Below are 25334 nucleotides of genomic sequence, written 5' to 3'. Positions count from 1 at the left end.
TAGATTTGCGAAAAGAATAATGGGCCGGTGAATAATGTGCCAATATGCCAATGTGATCAATATGCCAATGCCGTGCGGTATGTTGCCACGGCGCAGCCAATTGGCACATTGATCACATTGGCATATTGGCACATTATTTTATTGGCACATTGAATAATTATTGATAATGAATCATCGTACTCCTTTGTATATCTTATGCGTGCTGTTGTTGACGGCATTTTTCTCATGCGTCGGTACAGCACCGACCAAAGAGGTGCGCTTTATCGATTCTTTAAACCGGCGGGCATATGCTTACCGTTATAAAAACCTTGATTCGTCTTATCTTCCGGCAGAACAGGCATACGGACAGGCACGCCTTTACCAACAGGGGAAAGCGGAGGCATGCAACAATCTGGGTTTTTGTGCTTTTATGCAAATGGACTTCGAACGTGCCGAAAAAATATATAAGGAGGTGTATGGTCTTACCAAAAACGAGCTGGAACTGCTCATTGCCGATATAGGGCTGATGAAAATCTATCAGCGCACAGGCATGAATAAAGAATATTATGACTACCGTAACAGCGCCGTCCGGCGAATGAAACGTATCCGTGAAGACAGCACCGTGTTCACCGACAAATATGAAATGCTGCGTGTGAATTTCGCTTTTACGGAGTTTTTCATCGTTTCCGCCGTCTATTACTATTATCTCCAGCAACGCCCCGAAGCAATGGCTTCGCTCGATAAAATCCCTCAGGACGAATCCTTACGGGCAGATACCAGCCAATACCTGTATTTTCATTACATCAAAGGATCGGCTTCTCTGTGCGACGGAGATACGCCGGACGAACGTAAACTCGGTGAATTCGACGAGCTCTACACCACTTGGCGGTTGGCTTCCCGGAAAGGGTATCTCTATTTTGCCGGAAACGGTATGCAGGGATTGGCCGACCGGCTGACCCCAAAAGATAATTTCGAACTGTTTCTTTCCAGACGTCCGCACGCCCTGAAACAGTTGGGTATGCCCGTCGATTCCCTACTGCCGTTGAGATTGGCAGAGAAAGCGCTGGAAATATTCAGAGAATATGACGATCTGTATCAGATAGCCGGTGCATACGTCTCCATCGGAAAATATCTGAATGCCCACGGCCGCTATTCCGAAGCCCTCGATTCGCTGAGCAAAGCCCTGAAATGTGTCAATCAGCATCATCTTTTATATTACCACCACGCTACGGATACGCTGGACAAGTTACAGCCTTTCGTAAACACAGATACGATTTTCACCGAGATGACGTGGATAGGGCAGGAACGGGTGAAGACCGTGCCCGAATGGATATCCCGTATCCGCGAACAACTCAGCGTCTCTTACGCCGGTTTGGGTATGAAGCCGGAATCCGATTATAACCGGAATATCTATCTGGATATCCTGAACGATACCCGTCAGGACAAAGAACTGGAAAGCCGCTACGCTTATCTGGAAGCGGAATCGAAGCAACTGAATATCGTACTTTTCTTTGTTGCGGTGGGATTGCTGTTGGTTGTCATTTTATTCTGGATCTTCAATAAGCGTTCTAAAGTAAAAAACCGTATCTATACGGAGCGGTTACAACAAACCCTGGCATTATGCCGGGATATAACGGCTTCCATCCCAATGAATCTTCCCCTTGTTCAGGAAGGGATCGACCGCCTGTTCGGGCCGAACAGGATAATTCTTGAAGTCAATGAAGAGGGCAAAGCAAGTTTCATCCCCAAACACCGGTTAAACCGCGACGAACAGGCCCTGATACATGTACTGACTCCCTATGTGGATTGGGCTATGGACAACGAACAGACCATCGCTTCGCTGAGCGACGAACGCAACCAATTGGAAAAGCAACGGTATGTCTACGAACAACACATTGCTGCCAACAAACGCCAGAACCTGATAAAAAAGGCATGCCTTGCCATTGTCAACGGCATCAATCCCTATATCGACCGCATACTCAACGAGGTACGCAAACTGACGGACAAAGGATTTATCAATGATCCGCTTATCAAAAAAGAAAAATACCAGTACATCGACGAACTGGTAACCACCATCAACGAATACAATGACATCCTCGCCTTGTGGATCAAAATGAAACAAGGTACACTGAGCCTGAACATCGAGACTTTCAGCCTGAACGAGCTTTTCGAACTCCTGTCAAAAGGCCGGAGGGCATTCGAAATGAAAAGACAGACACTCGATATAGAGCCGGCTCCAATTTTAGTGAAAGCCGACAAGGCCCTGACTCTTTTCATGATAAATACACTGGCCGAAAATGCCCGGAAATATACTCCCGAAGGAGGAGTCGTGCGAATCTATGCCCGTCAGACAGAGGAATACGTGGAAATATCGGTAGAAGATAACGGACGCGGCCTTTCGGCCGAAGACGTATCCTGCATCATCGGCGAGAAAGTATACGATTCGCGCGCCATCGGCATGAACGTCACGAAAACCGCCGAAGACGCGGAAGCCCTGCGGTTGAGCAAGGGGAGCGGCTTCGGACTGATGAATTGCAAAGGGATTATTGAGAAATACCGTAAAACAAACAACCTGTTCCGGGTGTGCATGTTCAACGTGGAAAGCGAACCGGGACATGGCAGCCGGTTTTACTTCCGGCTGCCATTGGGAATACGTAAGGCCATAGGTATACTATTGTGCATCCTACTGCCTGCTTGCCTGTTTTCTTCCTGCACCGGAGGGACAGGACAGGCTACCGGTCCGGTGACAGGCGATTCTATCGCAACGGTAACGGATCCGGATTATGAAACTCTGCTCAATGAAGCATCCGACTATGCCAATGCCGCCTATTTTGCCAACGTAGACGGGTATTACGAAGATGCGCTGGTATATGCCGATTCGGCCATCATGATATTGAACAGGCATTATGAAAAATATGCCCGCCATCCGCAGAAATATATGAAACTGGTCGGCGAAGAAATACCCGCCGAACTGACTTGGTGGAACGAAATGTTCGATTCGGACTTCCATGCCATCCTGGATGTGCGGAATGAAGCAGCCGTCGCTTTTCTGGCACTGAAACAGTTGAAAGGATACAACTATAACAATGCAGCTTTCACGGCACTCTACAAATTGCAGAGCGAAGACCAGTCATTGGAAGGATATTGCCGCGAACTGGAGCGTTCCACTACCAATAAGATTGTAGGAGTTATCCTCTGTATTCTGCTATTCGTCATCTCGCTGGCCGGTTACTATCTCATCTATATACGCAAGCGTTTGCTCAACAGGCTCAATCTGGAACAGATTCTCGAAATCAATAAAAAAGTATTTGCTTCTTCCCTGATCCGTGCGCAGGAACCCGCCGAAGCCTTGCAACGCGAAGAGGATACCTTGAAAGAAATCCCCCAACGGCTGGTCAATGAGGCTTTCGACTCCATCAACGAGTTGCTTACAATCGACCGGCTCAGCCTTGCCGTATACAATGAAACGACACACCGGCTCGAATTTGCCTCCAATCCCGGACTTGAAAGGATGCCGGAACTTATGCAGCAATGTTTCAACGGACAGCAATATCTGTCCGACGGGCTTTCACAAGCCATTCCGCTGGTGGTGGATGCCGGTGGAGAACATCAATGTGTAGGCGTACTCTATCTAGAACGCCGGGAAGGGACAACGCAGGAAACAGACCGTCTGCTGTTCGAGTTGGTGGCCCGCTATGTGGCCATCGTGGTGTTTAATGCAGTAGTCAAACTGGCAATAAAGTACCGTGACATCGAATCGGCACACGAAGAAGCGCAACGTGCCTCGTGGGAAGACAGCATGCTGCATGTGCAAAATATGGTGCTCGACAATTGCCTTTCGACGATCAAGCACGAAACGATATACTACCCCAACAAAATCAAACAGATCGTAGGACGCCTGAATACACAAAACCTTTCGGAAGAGGAAGAACGGGAAAATGTAGAAGCCATCAGCGAATTGATAGAATATTACAAAGGCATTTTTACCATACTGAGTTCGTGCGCTGCCCGGCAATTGGAAGAGGTAACCTTCCGCCGCAGCACGATTTCCGTAGCCGACCTGTGCGAATATGCCGTGAAATATTTCCGGAAAGCAAGCAAAGGGAAAACAAGCCGGATCGAATTTCTGACGGAGCCGACAGAAAAAAGAATCATCGGAGACATCAACCAGCTTCGTTTTCTTCTTGAAAATCTGATCGACGAAGCGCTCACCGTCCATGAAGACGGGATATTAAAATTGCATGCTGCAGAAGACGGGAATTACATCCGTTTCCTCTTTACCGATACGCGTCGCGAAAAGAGTGTGGACGAACTCAATAAGTTATTCTATCCCAATCTGGCACGAATGACCTCCGGTGAGAAAGGGGAACTGAGGGGAACGGAATACCTGATATGCAAACAGATCATCCGGGACCATGATGAATTTGCCGGACGCCGCGGATGCCGTATCAATGCCGAACCGGCACAGGAAGGAGGCTTTACCGTTTACTTCACTCTACCGAAACGGTAATGACAACCGATGTAAAGCCACATAACAATATATCTAATGAGTCATAACAATATATGTAACGAAACGATGGAAGATAAGAAATTTAAAGTAATTATCGTAGAAGATGTAAAACTCGAATTGAAAGGCACGGAGGAGATATTCCGCCACGAAATACCCAATGCGGAAGTAATCGGAACCGCCATGACCGAAGCCGAATTCTGGCCGTTGATAGAAGCCCGGCTACCGGATCTGGTACTGCTCGATCTCGGTTTGGGAGGCTCGACAACAATCGGAGTCGATATCTGCCGCAATATATTCAAACGATACAAAGGAGTTCGTGTACTTATCTTTACCGGCGAAATATTGAACGAAAAACTCTGGGTCGATGTGTTGGATGCCGGTGCCGACGGCATTATCCTCAAAACAGGTGAGCTATTGACCAAAACAGACGTGCAGGCCGTAATGGATGGCAAAAAGCTGGTGTTCAATTATCCCATACTGGAAAAGATTGTGGACCGCTTCAAAGCGTCTGTTGCCAACGATGCAAAGCGTCAGGAAGCAGTTATCAATTATGATATAGACGAATACGACGAACGTTTCCTGCGCCATCTGGCACTGGGATACACCAAAGAGATGATCGCCAACCTCAAAGGCATGCCTTTTGGAGTAAAATCACTCGAAAAGCGACAGAACGACTTGGTAGGCCGGCTGTTTCCGAACGGCGAGCGGGTAGGGGTGAATGCCACCCGTCTAGTAGTGCGTGCGCTCGAACTTCGAATTCTCGATCTTGACAACCTCGAAGCCGATGAAGAGTAGCAAATGGCGCATGCCCCATCCGGCCACTATGTTTTTTGTGCTCACGATGGTGGTCGTACTTCTTTCATGGATATTCGAAATCTATGGATTGAGTGTGATGCTGCCACAGACAGGAGAAGAGATCCGTGTGCAGAGCCTGCTCAGTCCGGAAGGGATTCGCTGGCTGTTACGGCACATGGTCACCAACTTCACCGGTTTTGCCCCTTTGGGGATGGTGATTGTAGCCATGTTCGGAATCGGTGTGGCACAGCATTCCGGATTTATAAATGCATGCATTCGTCATGGAATTCGTGGCAAGCAGGATAAAGACAAGATTATTCTCTGGGTGATCCTCCTCGGATTGCTTTCGAATGTAGTGGGTGATGCCGGTTATATTATTTTGCTTCCCATTGCCGCCACCTTGTTTCATTCCGTCGGTTTGCATCCGGTAGCCGGAATCATAACGGCTTATGCCTCTGTAGCCTGTGGATACAGTGCCAATATCGTATTGAGCACCATGGATCCGCTACTTGCCCGGACTACGGAAGAAGCTGCCGTGGCCGGCGGGATAGAACACGGTGATACAGGGCCGTTGTGCAACTATTATTTTATGTTTGCTTCTACCTTTCTCATAACGGCCGTAGCCTATTGGGTGACCCGCCGGAAGCTGCTTCCGGCAATGGGCACTTATGAAGGTAGCACGCACTTCGACGGTTATAAGCCACTCTCCCGCAAAGAACGCCGTGCTTTGACGATGGCGGTGATCGTGGGGGTGATTTATGTGGCTATCGTACTGTGGTCCACCTTTTCTTCTTATGGCATTTTACGCGGAGTAAGCGGTAACTTGATGCGATCTCCTTTCATTATGGGTATTCTATTCCTCCTGTCATTGGGAGCCGGGTTGATGGGTACGGTTTACGGTTTCAGCTCCGGTCGTTATCGCACGGATGCCGATGTCATAGACGGACTGGCCCAGCCGATGAAATTGTTAGGCGTTTATTTCGTCATCGCCTTCTTTGCGGCACAAATGTTCGCCTGTTTCGAATATTCGCACTTAGACAAATGCCTCGCCATTATGGGGGCCAATCTGCTCTCTTCTGTCGAGTTTGGCAATTTGCCTACCCTTGTTCTGTTTATCCTGTTCAGTGCCATGATAAACCTCATCATGGTATCCGCCACCTCCAAATGGACATTTATGGCTTTCATCTTTGTTCCTATATTTGCCAAAATGGGAGTTACGCCCGATGTGGTGCAATGTGCTTTCCGCATCGGAGACAGTGCCACCAACGCCATTACTCCCTTTTTATTTTATATGCCCTTAGTGTTGACTTATATGCAGCAATACGATAAGCAATCCTCTTATCTCTCTCTTTTGAGGTATACATGGCGGTATTCTGTCTACATATTGATAAGCTGGACTTTGTTGTTTATTCTGTGGTATTTAACAGGCTTACCATTAGGTTTATAGCCTTTTCCCGGACAAATGGATACAAAAAAAGTATAGAAATGTTTTTGATATTTCACAAAAAGCATTACCTTTGCACCGCAATTAAGGATGGTTCCGTAGCTCAGCTGGATAGAGCAACGCCCTTCTAAGGCGTGGGTCAAGCGTTCGAATCGCTTCGGAATCACGAAATAAAACCGCAAACAGCTAATTATAAAGCTCTTGCGGTTTTATTTTTTATGATTACACAACATTAAGGTCGGCTCAGTTGAGATTTAAAATCACTATAAAACAGGATTTACGTAACACATTTGCACAACCTTAGGTCAGTTCACTGTTCTGACACATCTATAATTCATCCAGTCCGGACCCGTTGCTACATCCCAAGCGTTTTGTTCATATCCATTAGTACCATTACTGGGATTAATTGCATAATAATTGCTACCACTGTGGAGAGTTTGCGTCCAATGAAATCCGGCAATTGCCTGAAATCCACTTGACCAAGCTGTCGTATTACTAAATCCAGTCCCTTGTGTAAGAGGAATCGTTCCACCGCCCATACTGAGAATGAGCAACATTTCCCGTTGAGTGGGCAGACGCCAGCCTTTTGCTGTACAAACGCTATTAGCCGTCGTCCAATTACCAACACTACTGGTAAGATCTACTTCCAATTTAGGGGCAACTTTATTACTTTGCGACGGACTTTCTGAGCCTAACAATACTGAAGACTGAACTCCCCCTGCCGCATCACGAGATATAATCGTTTTTCCACTCAGATAAGGATACTTCGTTCCACTGGCAGGTCCGTTTCGGACACAACGAAAATTAGCCTTATCACCGGTGCTCTTTTTCCCAGAAGCAGCACTTGCTAAATTTAAAGGAAAACCCGAACCATCTGAATAAGTCGATGCAGACCAATAGTAATCGTAACTCGCCGGAGTTTCACTGATATACCATCCTTCTATATTTTGACTCGTATAGCTGTCCTCACCGGCAGCAACTCCTCCTAAGACATCGCGATAAATATACGATAATATCAACTCATTGGCATTAGGCAACCGCCATCCATCACCAACCTCTGCGCACGTAGCGGCCGCATTGGCAGCACTCAACTGAAGTCCTTTATTAGTTTCAGACGACTTCCGTTCCTCAAACCGAAGCGGATAAAGATAAAATTGAGGTTGTGAAGAAGCATCCGTATAAGACAATTTCCTGCTCACCATATTCAGGTACATAATGAGACGGAACGGATACTTACTTAAAACACCCGATCCTGCATAGAATACGTTATCGAAATCAATCTTGATCATTCCTGTTTTTCCCTCTGCCCATTTTCCGGGGATAATCTTTAATCTAAAGTCGTATCCACGGCCATTCACAGCATTTCCTTTGCCGTCATCTTCATCCGAACCGACAACGGATGACTGATACATCTTAGAATCTGCATTACTTCTACCTACAAATATATCATTGTCATTTGTATCAGCAGTAGAACGTATCAACTCGGTCCCACTCACTTCTTCTATACCTGCAATCTTCCAATTATGATTCACAAATAACTGCAGATATTGTTCTGCACCCAAATCAACGTCAAATGTACGGGTTGCCGTATTTGCAAGAAAACGGAATGAAAAAGTCCGTTCCTGCTGAATAATTGGCAAAGGTCTGTTACCGAGGTATTTGTCCGCTTCATCATACAGGTCAAAATTCAATGCATCCGTACGCCAATACAGATTTCCTCCATCACCGGCCCTCAACGGATCCGGCTGGATACTGAATGCTTGTACCCTGTCTACAAAAAACTGGGAAGTCGAGGTATTCAAAGCCGGGATTAAACCTCCGTTAGGATAAAAAATAGTGCCACCCCCACGACGTACGGCAATCTTGGGTGTAGAGAACACGGCGTACAAAACCTGCGGTTCAAGAGCTTCTTCCGGATTATTGGGGTTGTCACTCCTGAGTGGAAAAACATATCCATCCACTATTTCATTCCCGTAGCCGTCTACAAAACGAATTACTCCCGGCTCTATCATTGTCTGTGTCAAAGTGATAACATGAGTCAGTCTCCCTGCCTGCAACGTAATAGTGGCCGTGCGCGAATCTCCGGTTATTCCATGATACCAATAGGGTATACGCAGTGCAAAACTGGTATCGCCATTCGCTCCACCTGTCGTTGTAATGACATCGGTACTGGTATTCCCACCACCATTAAATTTAAGCCAATCGCCATCAGAAGCGACGGTAGCTTTCCATCCCGAAGGAACATCGGTAAAAACATCTATCACATATTTGTCAATCTGGTATTGAGTCAGTTGTACATCAGATTCACTCACTCCGAGCATATACTGCCCGTCGTATACCACGTCTTTTATCTTATCACGATCATAGGTGATCAGTCTCATCTTAAGATTGGACATTACCGTATAAGATTCCAGTGCTTTCTGTTTATCATCATAACCGGGACCCGACACTTCTGTAATATTGATGATATATTTATGATTTCGCAACAAAGGCAGGTATTCTACATCTTCTCCCGTCTTTCCTGTTTGGGTGAAATCCACCCGATAATAAGTTGTAGACGTTTCTCCGGTACGCCGTCCTCCTACAATCAGACACACAGCGTCTTTACGGCTCGCAGCTCCGTCATTGCCACCGGCATCATCTACGGCGGCAGAGGCTTCGAAAGTATAGATGTTTCCGACATAGGGCGTATTGCCTGCTACAAGATGATAATTGGCAGGATCGATGCCCACTTTCTTATCATTGGCAACAGGAATATTAAGATCATCTGCTGCAACATCTACCACTCCGTTTGCATCCCATACCGGAGACAAATATCCGGCATTATTATAATTGACAAGATATACTTCTTCCACTGTGAAATTCGATACGGAATTGGCAATGTCAATACGTGCCAACATCCGTTTCATATTGATATCGGGTATAGAGACAGCATAGGCAAGTTTCGACACCTTTACCTCTCCATACATGGGAATCGGCAGATATTTACCGTTGTCATTCGGCCCGTCGGCCGGCCATTGCGTAGGATCACCGCTATGAATCATCTGCGCCATTGCAGCAGCTTTCGTTGTTGATCCTTTCACAAAACCTTTCAAGATATTTTCATATGCTGCAGTGCCGAGTGGTCTGTTAGCAAGTAGCACAACGTAAGTGGGCCTGGAAGTAGGAGTAAGCGCAACAGAAAATTCTGCCGCAGAGGTACCACCATCCAATGTTTGTGTAATATTAGTGCTGACGGGCTTCCATTCCATAAACAAATACTGTCCGGGGGTGTTTTCCGACTCTTCGAACACCAGAACGTCTACATTCTTTATCTCGTCTTCTCTGTATCCTCCGGCCGCTCCCGTCATTGAACGGGAAATGGGAGAGGGGATATCTACGTCGGGAATCGTTAGAGCAAACGGGATATTGACGCCGGTCCCTTTAGGAGAATTCGTATACTCTTCTTCTACACAACCGGTGAGCCAAATTGCTGCTACCAAAGTGTATAGAAGAAAACTTCTATTGAGTACTAAAGATATATATTTCATCATAATTCGTCTCCTTTTCTTAAAGCGTAACCTATCATTTACCACTGCGGAACGGCCAATGTCACCGTTATATCCGGATTATCGCCATTCGTATTACTCACTGTCAGCGTAGCAGTTGTGCCTTCCTTGGTACCGGCATTGTAATAAAAATAGATTACTCCGCCATTTCCACCTTTTGATCCGAACATCGTATCCCAATTGAGCAGAATCTTATCAGGATCTTGTACGCCGGTTACTTCCCAAGTCCAATTTCCCGGATTGCCCGAAGTAAAGGTAAGTACACGCCGTTTCGTCAGTCCGATTCCCAAATCATTGGTATCCAAAGTTTCACTTGAAGTGAGCCATACCCCGGTGCCACCCCACTGTTCCAGCAGTATCTTGTGGTGTAGATTACCTGCATCAATATAAAATTGTGTCTCCCGTTTTTCCGTAGCAACTGCTGTGTATGAAGGAATTACAACCGTAATGTCATAAGTACGCACTGTCCCCGAGAGTGTAGGAGTACCCATCGTTACCGTAGCCCACGTAGCCATCCCCGTCTTATTGAGTAATGCACCTACCGGATATCCGGTATTCGGATCCGCATCATAATTTGTTTCAGCAGTTATATTTACTGTGGCTCCATTGGCTCCCAACCGTACTTTTCCTTGTGAGAGCTTAAGGTAATACTGCCCGTCGAAAATCACATTTACCGAGTTTTCATCCCATTCCCATGGTAAGGGGGTAGCGGTTATCGTATATTCTTCATTAGACATTGTCATATTATAGTTAATGTGCTCGCCCGACTGCCAGGAATGTTTGCTGCCAACAGCTTCGGCAATATCCTTAAGCAGAAATTCCCGAATACCATGATTGGTGGTGACTATCATTTTAGCAGCATCCGAAAAGGTAACGGCAGGCAACATAAAGAACGTGTCACCTATTTGAGTAGCAACTGTACCCACCGTTTTTTGAGCCGTAGGGGTAGAAGCCAGATCGGAAGTTACAGTCCCCGTAGTGATATTGTTCCAGACAAAAGCAGGTTTGCCACTCTCTGTTGTTGCAGTCGGTATGCTGGGTACGGTCAGTTTCCCTTCTGCTCCCACACCTTGGAACTGGATCTTTTCGATTATTAACTCTTCGGGTGCCGGATCTTTCTTTTTGAACGTAAAGGAGACTTTAGTCAGTGTATGATAGAAATGTACATTTATACCGGCACCCCATTGAGATGTCTGTGTCACACCTGCCATCACATCCTTGTGGGCAGCAGCATCAGTAGAAGCACTATATGTCAACACCATCTCTGCAGGATTGTCGAAGTTGGCAATCGGGTGGTTGCCGCCATCAAAAGGATACCACGAAAAGAATTTCATGGAGCTCTGCACGGTTGGCCAAAACTGTCCCGGCGATATCGTAGCCGTCAAATTATCATTTACTGTGGCACTCGCGTTGAAGTATGTTTCCGTAACGAGAGAAGCCGGTGTCAAAGAAGCAAACAAACCGAATTTAGTCCCTTTCAGATCGTCTGCCGAAGAAATTTCCGTACCTCTGGTCACGACACTTCCGCCAGCGCCCACATAATGCACTGCCATTGGCACCCTTTCACACGTCATTTCCTCTTCGATGCACGAAAAGAAAATAACCGGAAAGAGGATTACCATCATCATCGTTTTGATACTATCATTTCTTAACTTTATCATCTTTTTTCTTTTTCCGAATGAAAACTTTACCTATCAGCAGCCAGTATGTTACAGTTCCACATCCACGTCTATATTTTTCGGATCACCCCATGGCTCCACCGATACTCTCACTATTTGTATGCCCAGTTTACCTACCTTAGCCGTTATCTGGTATACATTGTTCCGTTGAAATCCCTCAAAATCTTGTGACTGCCCACCACCGGTAGGTGTAATCTGTCCCAACTCCTGCCGGGTCACTCCGATGACATCTGTAGGCTGTGCACCTTTCCGGATATTCGTCATGCTGATAGTAGGTTTATTGGAGTCGGTGAAAGCACGCTCGGAGGTATAGAATGAACAAAGCAATCTCCGGTTTTTCGCATCAGCAGCAGATGAGTATATCCATGTATCGCTCGAACCTGCTGTCCATGTCTTATCCAACGGAAGTGCATTTGCTTTCATATTTCCGAATCCATTCACCAAAACACTCTCATGAGAAAGGTTGTGCATAGTGACTGTAGTACTGCCATTAATATATCCCGTCTGCGCTCCGCCATCCGTGACTTGAAGATAGACATCCACTCGTGATACGGCACGTTCCACGGTCATGCTTACCGGATTAACCGCCTCGCCAGGCTTTACATATATACCTTGTTTTATTCCCGTCATAGGCATTAAAGCAATTTCTTCTTTACTATTGTTCAGTAATTGAGCAATAGTAAACTCTATATTTTTCAGATCAGATAAACTGCCAATATTATCAAGATCGCTTTTAAGCCCGGCCGGTTCGTTCACAATAACAATTGCCATGATATCACTGTTGCCTTTCACTTCGATAACGGCTTTAATATCCGTAGTCTCGAGTGGAGTGGCTTCTTCGTGAAACTCATTGACATCCAAATACGGGATACTACTCGACGCATTGCCGAATATGACAAACCGTACAGTCTTAATAGCAACCTGTTCTTCGCCTGCATTCTGTGTCAAGTCGATGCTAAGCAAAGCCCGGGTATTGGACAACTGCTCATCAAACTCAACTGCATTTTTGCTACACGAAAACAAGAAAGCTACCAACAACAGACAAATAATACTATACAATGGTTTACATCTCATTATCACCATTCCTTATATTTCCATGTCATGAAGCCAGTATATCCAAGGACCGACTACAAGCCCTATCTGGAGGAATCCTCCTTCGGGCTTTTCGGTCACAGTAAACACCAGATTCCAATCACTCTGCCTGTCAAGGTATTCCTGAAAAGGAAGTGACGTATTGTCAGGGCGGAGAGTAGGACGGGCGATGTTCAGTAAACTCATCAGATTGTAGTCCCAAACTTCGACACCTGTTTCTTCATTTTTTATAATAAACCGATAACCCGCCATATTAAACAGACGCATGGTATTCAGACGCGAGACCATCTCCACATCAGTGGATCTTGTCCAATCAGTATGGTAGGCTCTGTACGTAACAGGGCCTTCTCCCATAGGCGCATCCTGCATCCAAGAATAAACGGCATCGTCCGGTGTTTCTATTTCAAAAGAGTATCGCGTATCCCCAGTTCCATTGGTACGCATCAAAGCGATATTGAACCGGTTCGTATAACGCATCAGATTCACACGACATACGGCATCGTTAGTGCCGAAATGGTCTAATTGCACTACCGGAGCAAAGTAGAAATGTGGAAATTGAAAATCTATCATGTCTACTTCACGATAAAGAGCGGCAACCATCTCTTGAAGAGTGGTAGTTCCCACAATCGGCGATTGTCCGGTATGAGTCGCCACCCGGTGGCTATCGGACAGACTGCCCACGGTAAGTATTTTGTAGCTTCCAAAAGAAAGCTCATCAGCCAATGACATACGGTTTCCACCCACCAATGCAGTCGGTTCGGCTCTTTTAGTCAAAAGTAGCTTATCGTCATCACCAAACACAAATACGTCCACTGAATTAACCTGTGGATCAAATGCATCTGCATATTCCATGTTGTGGTCGAAAGTAAATTCCAACCAAAGTTCGCAACGGGGCAAATCTTCGTATATACTGTCGCACGAGGCCATAAAGAACATCGAAACAACGACAAGGAACTGCATTTTGGTTTTTCCGAACATCTCTCTTTTGTTTTAGGGGTATCCTTATTGCCGGATTACCGGTTATATAGTCAGAGCCTCTCTGTATTGAGCGGTCTCCGGTTATTTCAGTTTTAGGGGCGCTGCTTTATCACTCATTTCTTTCTCGAAAAGGTGCGCCAGTGTATCTTCGTACTGTTTTTGAAAAGCCTGTCACACGGCTTGGTTTACTTTGAGTGGTCGATATCGACCAGAACATCTTACATAAATAAAAAGTTGAAGGAGCTGATCAAAAAGCATTTTATACTTGCTTTTTAGTCAGCTCCCAAAACTGACTTTTTAGTCAAACAAATTGTTTATTAGATTTCGAAATCAGTACCCCAAGAGATCCACGGAGCCACCTCAATTTCAAAGTGAAGGTACGCACCTTTTTTATCGATTTCTTCCTCCGGCTCCTCTACATCGGGATACCACGGTGTACCTGCACCATTAACTTTTGTCAAGTTGAGTGTGTAATAGTTATTACGTACGACTCCATACTTTCCATATGCCATATGTCCGATGTCAGTAGTGTTATCATGACGAATTTGATAGTAATAGTAGTTCAAGCTTTTCTGGAACCAGCGAATACCTGTTTCTTTAGCAACTTCACCACCATTGGTAATAGTAAGATCGTCAAGCGATTGTTGGGTAAGATCTTTAAAATCAGCAGCAAGTCCAGCTGTCGGGAACGCACTATTTAACTTATTAATAAATTTGTCACAGGATTCCACCAATAACTTTTCTACAGCATCTCTATCCGCTTCATCGATACCAGTAGCATCATTATAAGCAGTTTGCAATTCACCAAGATTTTTGTAATTGATATAAGTACCATTGAAAAAAGTCTGATACCAATCGTCATCAAAATCAGTGTAAGGTGTGTACACAGCTTTAAGAACCAAACGGGTAGCAGCACCAAAATCCTGGTCAGCCGCCGCCATTGTATTCTCCGTACAATAAGCAACATTCTTGTCCTCTTCTTTTGCTACAGTTAACAGGTTGTGCTTATACCATTTCGCCTTAGGGTTATAGTCCACAATTTTGTTACTGATAATACCAACAAGATGTTTACCAGTACCATCAGCATCAAAGTTTGGATCTTCGGTATAGAAATTAGACTTATACGCAGCACCAGTATGAGTCGCTGTCAGCTTTGTTTTCGTAGCAAATGGGAAGAATCTGGAGTTCACATAATCAATTGTCCATTCTTTGAATTCAAATTTGGCAGTAGAAGGTACTATTTCTATGGTAAGACCATCACCTTTAAGTGTAACTGCCAGTTTGGATGCAAGACGTTCTATCTGAATCGTTGCCTTCTTTCCTTTTGCTGCTTCTTTTGCCTCGGTATCAGTTTTATAATCACTCGCTTTAACTACAGAAGCTGCAACATCAACTAAACAATCGGCATTCCATTCATCAGAAATAAGATCATCAAATGCACCGGCATTAATCATTGTGCAGCCATGTCCTTTATCAGCAAGGTCTGCAACCTCCGCAATGAGGTAAGAGTTATCATCTTCAGCAAGATCTTCTGCTACAGAAAATTCTTTGTTAATATCCGCATATCCATTACCTGCTACTATACCATTTAAAAGAGCTTTCAACTTAGCGCCCGGATTAGCAATAGTAAGTAAGTATGCAGACTCCGTAGATACCTTAATTGGTTCTAAAGGACTAACAGGAGCATTATCAACTTGTGAAAGCTGCGATTCGCCCAATATAGTATAATACGCAGTTGCACCATCAGCCTTTACCACCTTTTTTTGGTCATCAAACAGAACCAAATAAAGCTCCTTGATCTTAGTTTCAGAGTCCAGTGCGTCTGTTTCACCAGATGAACCGGCAGCACGTGTTCTCGTTCCCTGAGGAACGGCTACGCTAACCGACATGTAAGCCACATCGTAGTCTCTTTTTTCGCCGCCATCAGTGATGTCGTCATTCTCGTTCGAGCAACTCGCCAATGCCGCCACAGCTAACAATGACATTAAAATTGATTTAATTTTCAACATAACACAAAATAATTATTAGTAATTAATATAGATTAGTCATTCACTTTCATAGAATCTTTTATCTGAAAAAGTTCTTCTATACGTTGTCATTTTATTTAATTCTCATTCTATTCGCTTTCTCTATTTCGTTCATATTCGCTTTTTTCTTCGCTAACTCTTCCAGATTATCCGTAGCTACATCCAGCCCCAACTCCCGGGCTTTATTCAAGTATTCTTCTGCTAATTCATAATCTCCCTTCAACAAGGTCAATATTCCCATCGCATTATTATATTCCGGCCAATACTCTTGAGATTCCATCTTTTTCAAATATCGTTCTGCAGAAATCAGATCATTACGCGAAAGTGCAGCAGTAGCGGCATTCATATTGGCTATTTCACTGTCGGGATACATCCGGACAGCCGTTTCAAACACATCGATAAATTCTTGCGAACCTTTCGGATAAGTATTAGCCACCAAAAACATCTCATTCAAACTCAGATTTTGCGGACGTCTTTTTATCACCTCCTTCGCTTCGTCCACATTAAAATTCTTAATATCATAGTTCACTTTACAAATAGCAACACGAAGACTCGGGAAAACATTTTTCAGCAAATATCTGTATGGCACTCCTCCACGAAGCTGCATCAGTTTTGTTTCCCGTCCTTTCTCAATGGGAATATCCTGAATAATGTCAAGCATTTCATTCTTATAGTCCATATCGAGTGTCTCAAGAGCGTCTATCAGGCCATCCCAGTTTTCACCACCAAATATGATATGATATTGGTTACGCGGAAAATCATAACGAGATGCCAGATAATCGCGAAGAGCCATAGCACGTCCTTCAGAAAGACGTTTATTTGTAGCCAAAGTTCCTTCCGGAGAGGCATACCCGATGATATCCAGTCTATTTACTTTTATGCTGGGATCCAATTTCAAATCATCGATCATTACACGGATTTTTGCTAATTCCCGGGGATTGTTCATATATTCCGGACGAATATTGATTTTATTCACCTCAAAATCCAAAAAGCATTCAGCCTGTATCTCACGGCTCTTCACTACCTCTATCTTCGGCTCAACATAAGCAAAATGAGGATTCACAATGTAAGGAGATAAAATACGTTCGAGTGTCACTTGGTCAATCACAGGCTGCACGCTCATCAATGTACTTTCCCCACAGCCACATTCATCACGCTGCACATTAAGTTTCGCATCGGCCATCCAGGATTCGTACGGTAATACATACCGGTAACGTATCGTATCATTTGTCCGCTTATTACTCTTCTTAACCAGATAAGGTGCTACATGCTTTCTCTTCTCTTTCGCGCTCATCAATGAAAGCCGGCGTTCATAAGCCAGATATTCATCTTTTCCTTTAACCGATACTTTTGGAAGATTATATGTATTCGCCGGAGCAACCAATTGAGGAATAAAATCTACCCCATGTGCCGTCCTTACTTTCACATCTTTCAGAATAAAATTCATATCTATATAAAGAAAGTCTCCACTTTGCTCCAACCGTACAGGTTCAATCCCAATATCTCCACTATAAGAGCGGTTTTGAGCAAATGCCTCCTCTGTATTCAGGCATAAAGCAGCCAGTACCAATACGATGAATTGTATATTTCTTTTCATCATTCTATTTTATTTAATTACGTAAATAAGTGATACACTTGCTTTTGTAGGGCCAAAATAGTTCTTATTATCTTCTTTCTCCTTTGTCCCACATTGCGTACATGGATATTTATCATAAACAATACGTGCATAACCCACTCCGACAGATGCTTCAAGGCTCCAGCGTTTCTTCAATATCCACGAATGTCCAATAGAAACACCACCACCATATAGATGTCCCTGATAACGGTTATTCTGCATATTTTTACTGATAAACGACCAGTCCGGCCATCCTCCTACATTGAATTCGGCATAATGTCCGTGCAATCCCATGAAGGTACGGTTAAAACGCTCACAAAACCAATAGCGAACTTCCGGTTGTACTCCCCAGTGGCGTAAACGTTTACCATCCGCCGGTTTCCATGGATGATAATTCACCGGAATGTCCAATGTCCATTTACGTGCCAATCCAAACTCCAAACCAAGATTCATGGTAGCAGTAGCATCATACAGAAGATTACTTTTAAGTGCCACCTTCTGGGCTTTCGTTTCGGAAACAGAACATCCGACTATAATAAGTATAAGCATCAATACTTTTTTCATCTATACCGCTTTTATATTTATGAAGTTATGTCCGTGATCAGATCCTTTCCCATCAAACATAACTGTAACTCTATTGCTATAAGCATCTTCTATTATCATTGAAATAAACTAAATTTCTTAATTAGATAAATATTACAAATTTTCACTACCTTTGCCGAGATATACATCTAAGTAAATGTTAGTGTAGTGTATTCAAACTTGTCCAATCATCGAACATAAAACTGCAATCTCTAACAAAAAGTTATATGCACTATTTATACTCGTTTTTTCCCTTTGACATGACATCTAAAATTACACTAATTCGACATTACAAAGATCGGAGTATTAAAAGATAAGATAAAACATATCAATTTCTGAAATGGATAATAAAAAAATAATGAAGCAACTAATAACGGGGCTACACAAAATAAACATTACTTTATACACAAAAGAAACAGTATATCAAATCGCACTTTACAATATTCAAACAAATCAGTAGGGGATATTTTCAATAATCGAAAATACTCAAACAGAAAATCTAAAATTAACCGTCAAATAACGTAATAACACAACCATTCTTTTATCCGTATCATTTTCTTACCCATTACGCTCGACATTCCAGTATTCATCCCGAAATAATTCCATGACAGAATATCACATTATAATACATATAAGGCAAAAAGACTTTCTACTTCATACAAATTACATCAGAATATAATTCAATTTATCATAAAGCACCTAATGCAATTTTGTATTCATTTCAAAAAGCATTACGAAAACAGTGAAAAAGACCGATATCTGTTTCTTAATCTGCCCCAATTATAAAAGAGATTTTCAGATATTCAAAAAGTATTTTAGAAACGGCAAAACCCTACATCACCTGTTTACCATTTACCAATACCTCCATTCAGGTAAAATCCAACCTCTTTATTACCCATGTATCTATCTGTATAAAAAGCTGGATGAAATTTCATTTGAAATTCCATGAGAAAGTTTTCAATTTATGGAAAAGGTTATCTCATTGGAAGATAAAATAAACAATGTCATATTGAATATACGGTAAATTGTATGTTTCGTAGTGTGAAAGAGCCTATAAAAAATTAAATAGCTTTGCTGTTTATTTCATTTCTTGTTACATTTGAACGATAAACAATTAAAAAGACACATAAAAACCATGAGAAAATTTATTTTATTAGTTGCCATGTGCTGTGCCACTGGCAGTATTTTTGCTCAAACCGATCCTAACCAATTGAAAAAAGAAGGAAATGATGCTTTAAATGCAAAGAATTATCAAGTTGCTTTCACTAAGTATGATGCGTATCTGAAACAGACGAACAATTCGGACTCCGTAATGGCATACAACTGTGGTGTATGTGCAGATCAAATAAAGAAATATGCCGATGCTGTGAAGTACTTTGATGTTGCCATTCAGAAAAACTATAATGTAGCCAATGCGTATGCACGCAAAGCCGGTGCCTTGAAGGATTTAAAAAAAAATGCAGAAATGGTAGAAACACTGGAAGCTGGATTAAAAATAGCTCCGGGTAATAAGACTATGGAAAAATTATATGCAATCCATTATCTGAAAGAAGGACAAAAATTCCAGAAAGCGAATGATATCGCAAAAGCCGAAGAAAGTTATAAGAAGGTGACTACATTAAGCGGAAAAAAATGGAAGACGGATGCTCTTTACAGTTTAGGTGTATTATTTTATAATAATGGTGCTACTGTATTAAAAAAAGCTGCTCCTTTAGCCAACTCGGATGCAGATAAATACGCAACAGAAAAAGCTGCTGCCGATGCTGATTTTAAAAAGGCAGCCGATTATCTTCAAGAAGCCGCAACCTTGTCTCCGGAAAGAGCAGAAATCAAAAAAATGTTGACGCAAGTTCAGGAGAGCTTGAATTAAAAATAGCATTAATCGAAATACGGAAACCGCTTTCTTTAATGGAAGGCGGTTTTTTTATACTATAGCACTTACATTAAGATAAAAAATATGGCAATAGAAAAATCTCCTACTGCCATACTTCCTAATTGTTACCAACTATGTTTTTTTTATTTCTTCTTCCGCAACACCATTGCTGTACGTGCCGGAATATAAAGTTTCAACCACTCTTTCTTCTCTTTCTCATACAAAGGATCCGATATAGTAAAATGAGTGATTGTATCGTCTGTAAGTCCGTTACCGCCATATAAAACGTCATCTGTATTCAAAATAACCTCATATGCCCCCGGTGCAACCAAAAAACCGTAATCCGTAAATGATTGTTTAGGATTGAAATTGAACACAAAAATAAGGTCTTTACGCTGATATGCTAATATCTGGTCACCATCGTTGTGCCAAATTTCCTGTATCGGGGTAGCTTGGAAATCTTTTACAGTTTTGATAACTTTCAACATACTTTCGTCGAAGTCAGCCATATAATGATAAGTCAGATTCTTATTATCTACCAAATCCCACTGACGACGGGCATATTTACATGACCAGCCATTACCTTCACGCGGGAAGTCAATCCATTCGGGATGCCCGAATTCATTTCCCATAAAGTTCAGATAACCGCCATTGATAGTGGTAGCAGTAAGCATACGAATCATTTTATGAAGAGCAATACCGCGATTTACCGTATAATTCTCATCTCCTTTCTGCATATGCCAATACATGTCGGCATCAATCAAACGGAAAATGATCGTCTTATCTCCGACCAATGCCTGATCGTGACTCTCGGCATAAGAGATCGTTTTCTCATCCCGACGACGATTTGTTACTTCCCAGAACATACTGGATGGTTTCCAATCTTCGTCAATTTTCTCCTTTATCGTCTTAATCCAATAGTCTGGAATGTTCATGGCCATACGATAATCAAAGCCATAACCGCCATCTTCTACCTTTGCAGCCAATCCCGGCATCCCGGATACCTCTTCCGCAATGGTAATTGCTTTGGGATTCACCTGATGAATCAGATCGTTAGCCAACGTCAGATAACAAATGGCATTATCATCCTCATGACCATTGAAATAGTCACCGTAATTCATAAAAGCTTCACCCAGCCCATGGCTATAATACAACATGGAAGTTACGCCGTCGAAACGGAAACCGTCAAACTGATATTCTTCCAGCCAATACTTACAGTTGGATAACAAAAAATGTATCACTTCATTCTTGCCATAATCAAAGCATAAAGAATCCCAAGCCGGATGTTCCCGGCGTGCTCCTGGATAGAAATATTGATTAGGATCACCGGCAAAATTCCCTAAACCCTCTACCTCATTTTTCACTGCGTGAGAATGGACAATATCCATGATAACGGCAATCCCCAAACCATGAGCTGTATCGATAAGTTGCTTAAGCTCGTCGGGTGTACCGAAACGGGAAGAAGCGGCAAAAAAGCTGGAAACATGATAACCGAAACTTCCATAGTACGGATGCTCTTGGATAGCCATGATCTGAATACAGTTATAACCGGCTTTGGCTATACGGGGAAGTATCTTTTCACGAAACTCATTGTAAGTACCAACCTTCTCTTCTTGCTGGGCCATGCCGATATGACATTCGTAAATCAACAAAGGATTAGTAGAAGGTTTAAATGTTTTTTTCTTAAACTTAAAAGGCTTTTCCGGATTCCAAACCTGTGCACTGAAGATCTTTGTGTTTTCATCTTGAACCACTCGCGTAGCCCAAGCAGGAATACGTTCTCCTTGTCCGCCTTCCCAATATACAACCAATTTATAAAGATCACCGTGCTGAATGGCATCTGCAGGCAAATTGATTTCCCAATTGCCATTTTCCAGACGTTTCAGGCTATACTTCTCTTTTTCTTCCCAATTATTAAATGTACCAACCATATAAATATGGGTTGCATTGGGTGCCCATTCGCGGAAAGTCCATCCTTTATCTGTACGATGCAAACCGAAATACAAATATCCCGAAGCAAAGTCCGATAAAGTCTGTTTTCCACCATTTGTCAGTTCGGCCTCTTTATACATGGCATATTCATGCCTTCCTGTGATGGCCTCTGTATAAGGTTCCAGCCAAGGGTCATTTTTAATAAGATTCAGTGTCTTTTCCATATCAGGATCATTTGATTATGCTTTCACTTTAACAATCACTTTCTTTACACCGTCGGGACTGATACCCGGAGCATGTCCGTCCTGCGGAAAGAAGATGGCAAACATACCCGGTTTGACAGCAATGTATGTTTCGGCCAGCCCTTCAAAGAAAGTAATATCTTTCTCGGCACTATAGGGAGCATCAGCCGGCACACAATCTTTACCCGGTGTATATCCCATTATCTCTGTTCCTGAAAGAGGAACCTGAATATCGATAAATTCATTATGAGTTTCCAATTTGGCTTGTTCCTTTGTTTTCGGAGTAGTCTGGGCTATATTAATAACCAGATCTTTACCATTCAATTCCGTTTTACCTACCTCCATTGCATGAAGATCATGAGATTTTAAAAACTCGATAGCTTGTGCAAACAAAGGATTCAGTGACGCGTATTTTTCTAAGTTTTCTAATGTATCTACTACCATAATTGAAAAAGTTTTAGTTATTATTTATGATTAAGTACTATTCGAAATCGTCTATTGTGTAGTTAATAAAATCAGCAAAACGTTTGAACTGTCGAAATACATCTTCTGTCTTATCCAAAAAATCAGGCTCCAGAAAGAAATCATCAGAAACGTTATAAGAGCAGGTATATTCTTTACACTTCAGGTAATCGATATACTTAAAATCTTTTGGAAAACCTTTGGGAGCGGTTTTCAAAAAGTCTTCTCCCACAACAGGAAAATATTTTTTAAATTCAGGATCTTCCACAATAGAAACGTACTCATCTACATTGTCATAAATAGACTGACGTACTGCTTTCAAGATATTGGAAGGCAGGCAAAGGCTTCCACCTGCCAACATACATGCATCGTTCTGAATGTGCACATAATATCCACAATGATCAGACTTTTTCCCCTTGGCATTGATATATCCGCCAAAATGAACTTTGTACGGAGTTTTATCCAATGAAAAACGGGTATCCCTATAAATGCGGTAGGTACAATCTTTGGGTTGTATACCTCTGATACTTTCATCAAAAAGGGCAATACGGGAAATTACAGCAGCCAAAAGTTTGTCGAACTCCAAACGGGCGGTTTCATACTCATCACGGTGCTCATTAAACCACTCCCGGTTGTTGTTAGCAGCGAGATCTTTTAAAAATTGAAAGATAACAGGTATATTCATTGTCATTCTTTTCTATTTTTTATTCTACAAACGTACGAATTTTATTTGTAACTAACTAAAGAATGCAACAAAAACACAGCAAAAAAGCACCGACTTCTCAAAGTCGATGCTTTTACACATTTATCAAAAAAACAGACTCTTCTGTTTCTGACGTACTTACTTATCACAAGCCGGTACAATCTCTTTTAATTAATCTTATATCTAATACTATGAAAAACACATCTATATAACACGCCTTCCGAGACTTTTGTTCGGGTACGGAATCTATTTTGTTGTTAATAATAGTTATACAATAATGTGCTTCTTCACAGGAAATTCAATCTGCCCAAACTCAATCATAGCATTGAACAGGGTAATTCTCGAATAGGTAAAAAGTTGTTTCAATGTTATCTCTTTTTCCTTTATAATTTGTCTGTCCAATAAAAAAGCTCTTTGAGTCCCTTTGAGCAATGGTGTCTGAGGAGTATGCCACTCACACCCATCATAAAAAGCGACATTAGCGATGGAAGTATCGGTAATGAGTTCGTTTCTGACAATCAGAACGTCATCGGCATCTCCTCTTCCCACATATAGCCGATTCAGTTCTTCACGATCAGTACTTTTATAAGTATAGTTTATCCCATCAGAGTAAACAATACGGAGTGTATCAATCTCACGCATAGAGTAGGGGGCATACACAATTTCCTTAATCTCTTTCTCGTATACGATTCTGCACTTCACTATCCCTTTCTCATGCGGCATCCGGATGTAATCAATAAGATTTATCGGTGCACAATCTTTCCAAAAGACATTTCTGGTACGGTTTAGCCTTTCATTGTGATAAGGCAGATTATATATTACTCCGTTCTCTATCCGTATACTTTCAATAAATGGGCACATAAATTTTCTGTTTCATTTCATTATATTCACTTTCCGGATTACTTCTACAAGTTATTCCTCCACCACTTTTAAAATAAAGTTTGTCTCCTTGCTGTTCGATAAAGCGTATCATTACAGCACTGTCAAGATTATTACCATCAAAATATCCGGAAATTCCTGTATAAAAACCTCTTTTATAGTTCTCAGCATGAGCTATAATATCCATTGTTTTCAACTTAGGAGCACCTGTGATAGAACCGGCCGGCAACAATTTAAAGATGATATCCCCTAACCGCGTCCGATAATCATCGGGAAGGATACCGCAGATTTCCGAACTGGTCTGCAAAATAGAACCGGAGTTGGTTTGCAGGATATCAGCATAACGATAACGCGTCACGGAAACTTGTTCCGCCACCATGCTCAGATCATTTCGTATCAGATCTACAATCGTAGCGTGTTCCGCCGTTTCTTTCGGATCGTTCATCAATTGATTGTATGCAGACGGAAGAGAAGCATCTATAGTGCCTTTCATCGGATAAGAATAGATTTTCCGCCCTTTTATCCGCACAAAAATTTCCGGAGAAAATACCACAAAAGCATCTTTCAACCATAGCTTATACATCGCTTTTGAGTGATAAAAAATCTCCTTCAAACTTAGATTGGTCGTGACCGGAGTCCGGTAAGTCAGATTAGTGAGAAAGCTGTTGCCACCCCGGATATTTTCCAGAACATAATCGAAAGATGGCTTATATTGGTCGAAAGGTGGGAAATCGATATTCCATTGCACGGCAGTTTTACGAAGAGGGAAAATAGAATCCTGATTGGTAAATCCATTCAGATTATACAAGACAAACGAAGAATCCAATCGGTTTGTTTCTTCTATGTACGAACAATCTTGTAAATAATCAATGATAAAGACAAACTCTTTGCCTTGTTCCGATAATCGGTTTATTCGTAGAATGGCTTGTTCCTTATTATATGATTGTAACATAAGATATCAAAAACAAAAGTACGTATTTAACGATGGCGCCAA

General features: G+C 42.5%; 16 protein-coding genes and 1 tRNA gene. 5 read left to right on the top strand and 12 right to left on the bottom strand.

The annotated features are described in order from the left end of the window. Positions 1 to 166: 166 nt before the first annotated feature. The 4 genes from HMPREF1532_RS16525 to HMPREF1532_RS16510 all read left to right on the top strand — a co-directional run bounded on the left by HMPREF1532_RS16525 (position 167) and on the right by HMPREF1532_RS16510 (position 6894). The gene (locus tag HMPREF1532_RS16525; protein ID WP_005932048.1) at positions 167 to 4489 is read left to right on the top strand and encodes a DUF5113 domain-containing protein; all 4323 of its coding nucleotides are present in this window, start codon (positions 167 to 169) and stop codon (positions 4487 to 4489) included. A 66-nt stretch (positions 4490 to 4555) separates the two neighbouring features. Then, complete coding sequence (locus HMPREF1532_RS16520) at positions 4556 to 5284, top strand: DUF5932 domain-containing protein (protein ID WP_025819045.1); 729 nt, start codon at positions 4556 to 4558, stop codon at positions 5282 to 5284. Then, a complete protein-coding gene (locus HMPREF1532_RS16515) occupies positions 5274 to 6731 on the top strand; it encodes an AbgT family transporter (RefSeq protein ID WP_025819046.1) in 1458 nt (485 codons plus the stop codon). The genes HMPREF1532_RS16520 and HMPREF1532_RS16515 overlap by 11 nt, the downstream gene beginning before the upstream one ends. Before the next feature lie 89 nt (positions 6732 to 6820). Next, positions 6821 to 6894 (top strand) — tRNA-Arg (locus HMPREF1532_RS16510). Positions 6895 to 7033: 139 nt separating this feature from the next. Here the strand turns inward: HMPREF1532_RS16510 and HMPREF1532_RS16505 are convergent. The 7 genes from HMPREF1532_RS16505 to HMPREF1532_RS16475 form a co-directional block, all read right to left on the bottom strand. Next, positions 7034 to 10261, bottom strand: a complete 3228-nt coding sequence (locus HMPREF1532_RS16505; RefSeq protein ID WP_005932040.1) for a hypothetical protein — start codon at positions 10259 to 10261, stop codon at positions 7034 to 7036. A gap of 35 nt (positions 10262 to 10296) precedes the next feature. Beyond that, positions 10297 to 11937 carry a fimbrillin family protein gene (locus HMPREF1532_RS16500; RefSeq protein ID WP_005932037.1) on the bottom strand — a complete coding sequence of 547 codons (1641 nt, stop codon included), beginning with the start codon at positions 11935 to 11937 and terminating at the stop codon, positions 10297 to 10299. A gap of 48 nt (positions 11938 to 11985) precedes the next feature. After that, the gene (locus HMPREF1532_RS16495; protein WP_005932034.1) at positions 11986 to 13029 is read right to left on the bottom strand and encodes a hypothetical protein; all 1044 of its coding nucleotides are present in this window, start codon (positions 13027 to 13029) and stop codon (positions 11986 to 11988) included. A gap of 12 nt (positions 13030 to 13041) precedes the next feature. Then, complete coding sequence (locus HMPREF1532_RS16490) at positions 13042 to 14025, bottom strand: FimB/Mfa2 family fimbrial subunit (protein WP_005932031.1); 984 nt, start codon at positions 14023 to 14025, stop codon at positions 13042 to 13044. Positions 14026 to 14342: 317 nt separating this feature from the next. Then, the gene (locus HMPREF1532_RS16485; protein ID WP_005932026.1) at positions 14343 to 16034 is read right to left on the bottom strand and encodes an Mfa1 family fimbria major subunit; all 1692 of its coding nucleotides are present in this window, start codon (positions 16032 to 16034) and stop codon (positions 14343 to 14345) included. 91 nt (positions 16035 to 16125) lie between these two features. Then, a complete protein-coding gene (locus HMPREF1532_RS16480) occupies positions 16126 to 17652 on the bottom strand; it encodes a DUF3868 domain-containing protein (protein ID WP_025819048.1) in 1527 nt (508 codons plus the stop codon). A gap of 6 nt (positions 17653 to 17658) precedes the next feature. Further along, on the bottom strand, positions 17659 to 18231 hold the full coding sequence (locus tag HMPREF1532_RS16475) for a DUF3575 domain-containing protein (protein WP_005932020.1): 573 nt from the start codon (positions 18229 to 18231) through the stop codon (positions 17659 to 17661). Between the two features lie 1153 nt (positions 18232 to 19384). On the opposite strand from HMPREF1532_RS16475, the gene HMPREF1532_RS16470 reads away from it, so the two are divergent. Next, on the top strand, positions 19385 to 20119 hold the full coding sequence (locus HMPREF1532_RS16470) for a hypothetical protein (protein ID WP_005932016.1): 735 nt from the start codon (positions 19385 to 19387) through the stop codon (positions 20117 to 20119). A 146-nt stretch (positions 20120 to 20265) separates the two neighbouring features. On the opposite strand, the gene HMPREF1532_RS16465 is transcribed toward HMPREF1532_RS16470, so the two are convergent. From HMPREF1532_RS16465 to HMPREF1532_RS16445, 5 genes are all read right to left on the bottom strand, one after another. Beyond that, a complete protein-coding gene (locus HMPREF1532_RS16465; protein ID WP_005932012.1) occupies positions 20266 to 22278 on the bottom strand; it encodes an alpha amylase C-terminal domain-containing protein in 2013 nt (670 codons plus the stop codon). A 15-nt stretch (positions 22279 to 22293) separates the two neighbouring features. Then, complete coding sequence (locus tag HMPREF1532_RS16460; RefSeq protein ID WP_005932010.1) at positions 22294 to 22740, bottom strand: NanQ anomerase/TabA/YiaL family protein; 447 nt, start codon at positions 22738 to 22740, stop codon at positions 22294 to 22296. Between the two features lie 37 nt (positions 22741 to 22777). Next, the gene (locus HMPREF1532_RS16455) at positions 22778 to 23443 is read right to left on the bottom strand and encodes a DUF2461 domain-containing protein (protein ID WP_025819049.1); all 666 of its coding nucleotides are present in this window, start codon (positions 23441 to 23443) and stop codon (positions 22778 to 22780) included. Between the two features lie 285 nt (positions 23444 to 23728). Further along, on the bottom strand, positions 23729 to 24322 hold the full coding sequence (locus tag HMPREF1532_RS16450; RefSeq protein WP_005932006.1) for an aminotransferase class IV family protein: 594 nt from the start codon (positions 24320 to 24322) through the stop codon (positions 23729 to 23731). Continuing rightward, positions 24306 to 25292 carry an aminodeoxychorismate synthase component I gene (locus tag HMPREF1532_RS16445; RefSeq protein ID WP_005932004.1) on the bottom strand — a complete coding sequence of 329 codons (987 nt, stop codon included), beginning with the start codon at positions 25290 to 25292 and terminating at the stop codon, positions 24306 to 24308. Before HMPREF1532_RS16445 ends, HMPREF1532_RS16450 begins: the two co-directional genes overlap by 17 nt. Between the last annotated feature and the right edge of the window lie 42 nt (positions 25293 to 25334).

The organism is Bacteroides salyersiae WAL 10018 = DSM 18765 = JCM 12988 (assembly GCF_000381365.1).
In the GTDB taxonomy this organism is placed as follows: Bacteria; Bacteroidota; Bacteroidia; order Bacteroidales; family Bacteroidaceae; genus Bacteroides; species Bacteroides salyersiae.
This window is presented reverse-complemented; position numbering and strand designations above follow the sequence as displayed.

Coding starts and splice junctions, on each gene's coding strand:
- HMPREF1532_RS16525 (WP_005932048.1), top strand. CDS start 167: ATGAATCATCGTACTCCTTTGTATATCTTATGCGTGCTGTTGTTGACG.
- HMPREF1532_RS16520 (WP_025819045.1), top strand. CDS start 4,556: ATGGAAGATAAGAAATTTAAAGTAATTATCGTAGAAGATGTAAAACTC.
- HMPREF1532_RS16515 (WP_025819046.1), top strand. CDS start 5,274: ATGAAGAGTAGCAAATGGCGCATGCCCCATCCGGCCACTATGTTTTTT.
- HMPREF1532_RS16505 (WP_005932040.1), bottom strand. CDS start 10,261: ATGATGAAATATATATCTTTAGTACTCAATAGAAGTTTTCTTCTATAC.
- HMPREF1532_RS16500 (WP_005932037.1), bottom strand. CDS start 11,937: ATGATAAAGTTAAGAAATGATAGTATCAAAACGATGATGATGGTAATC.
- HMPREF1532_RS16495 (WP_005932034.1), bottom strand. CDS start 13,029: ATGAGATGTAAACCATTGTATAGTATTATTTGTCTGTTGTTGGTAGCT.
- HMPREF1532_RS16490 (WP_005932031.1), bottom strand. CDS start 14,025: ATGTTCGGAAAAACCAAAATGCAGTTCCTTGTCGTTGTTTCGATGTTC.
- HMPREF1532_RS16485 (WP_005932026.1), bottom strand. CDS start 16,034: ATGTTGAAAATTAAATCAATTTTAATGTCATTGTTAGCTGTGGCGGCA.
- HMPREF1532_RS16480 (WP_025819048.1), bottom strand. CDS start 17,652: ATGATGAAAAGAAATATACAATTCATCGTATTGGTACTGGCTGCTTTA.
- HMPREF1532_RS16475 (WP_005932020.1), bottom strand. CDS start 18,231: ATGAAAAAAGTATTGATGCTTATACTTATTATAGTCGGATGTTCTGTT.
- HMPREF1532_RS16470 (WP_005932016.1), top strand. CDS start 19,385: ATGAGAAAATTTATTTTATTAGTTGCCATGTGCTGTGCCACTGGCAGT.
- HMPREF1532_RS16465 (WP_005932012.1), bottom strand. CDS start 22,278: ATGGAAAAGACACTGAATCTTATTAAAAATGACCCTTGGCTGGAACCT.
- HMPREF1532_RS16460 (WP_005932010.1), bottom strand. CDS start 22,740: ATGGTAGTAGATACATTAGAAAACTTAGAAAAATACGCGTCACTGAAT.
- HMPREF1532_RS16455 (WP_025819049.1), bottom strand. CDS start 23,443: ATGAATATACCTGTTATCTTTCAATTTTTAAAAGATCTCGCTGCTAAC.
- HMPREF1532_RS16450 (WP_005932006.1), bottom strand. CDS start 24,322: ATGTGCCCATTTATTGAAAGTATACGGATAGAGAACGGAGTAATATAT.
- HMPREF1532_RS16445 (WP_005932004.1), bottom strand. CDS start 25,292: ATGTTACAATCATATAATAAGGAACAAGCCATTCTACGAATAAACCGA.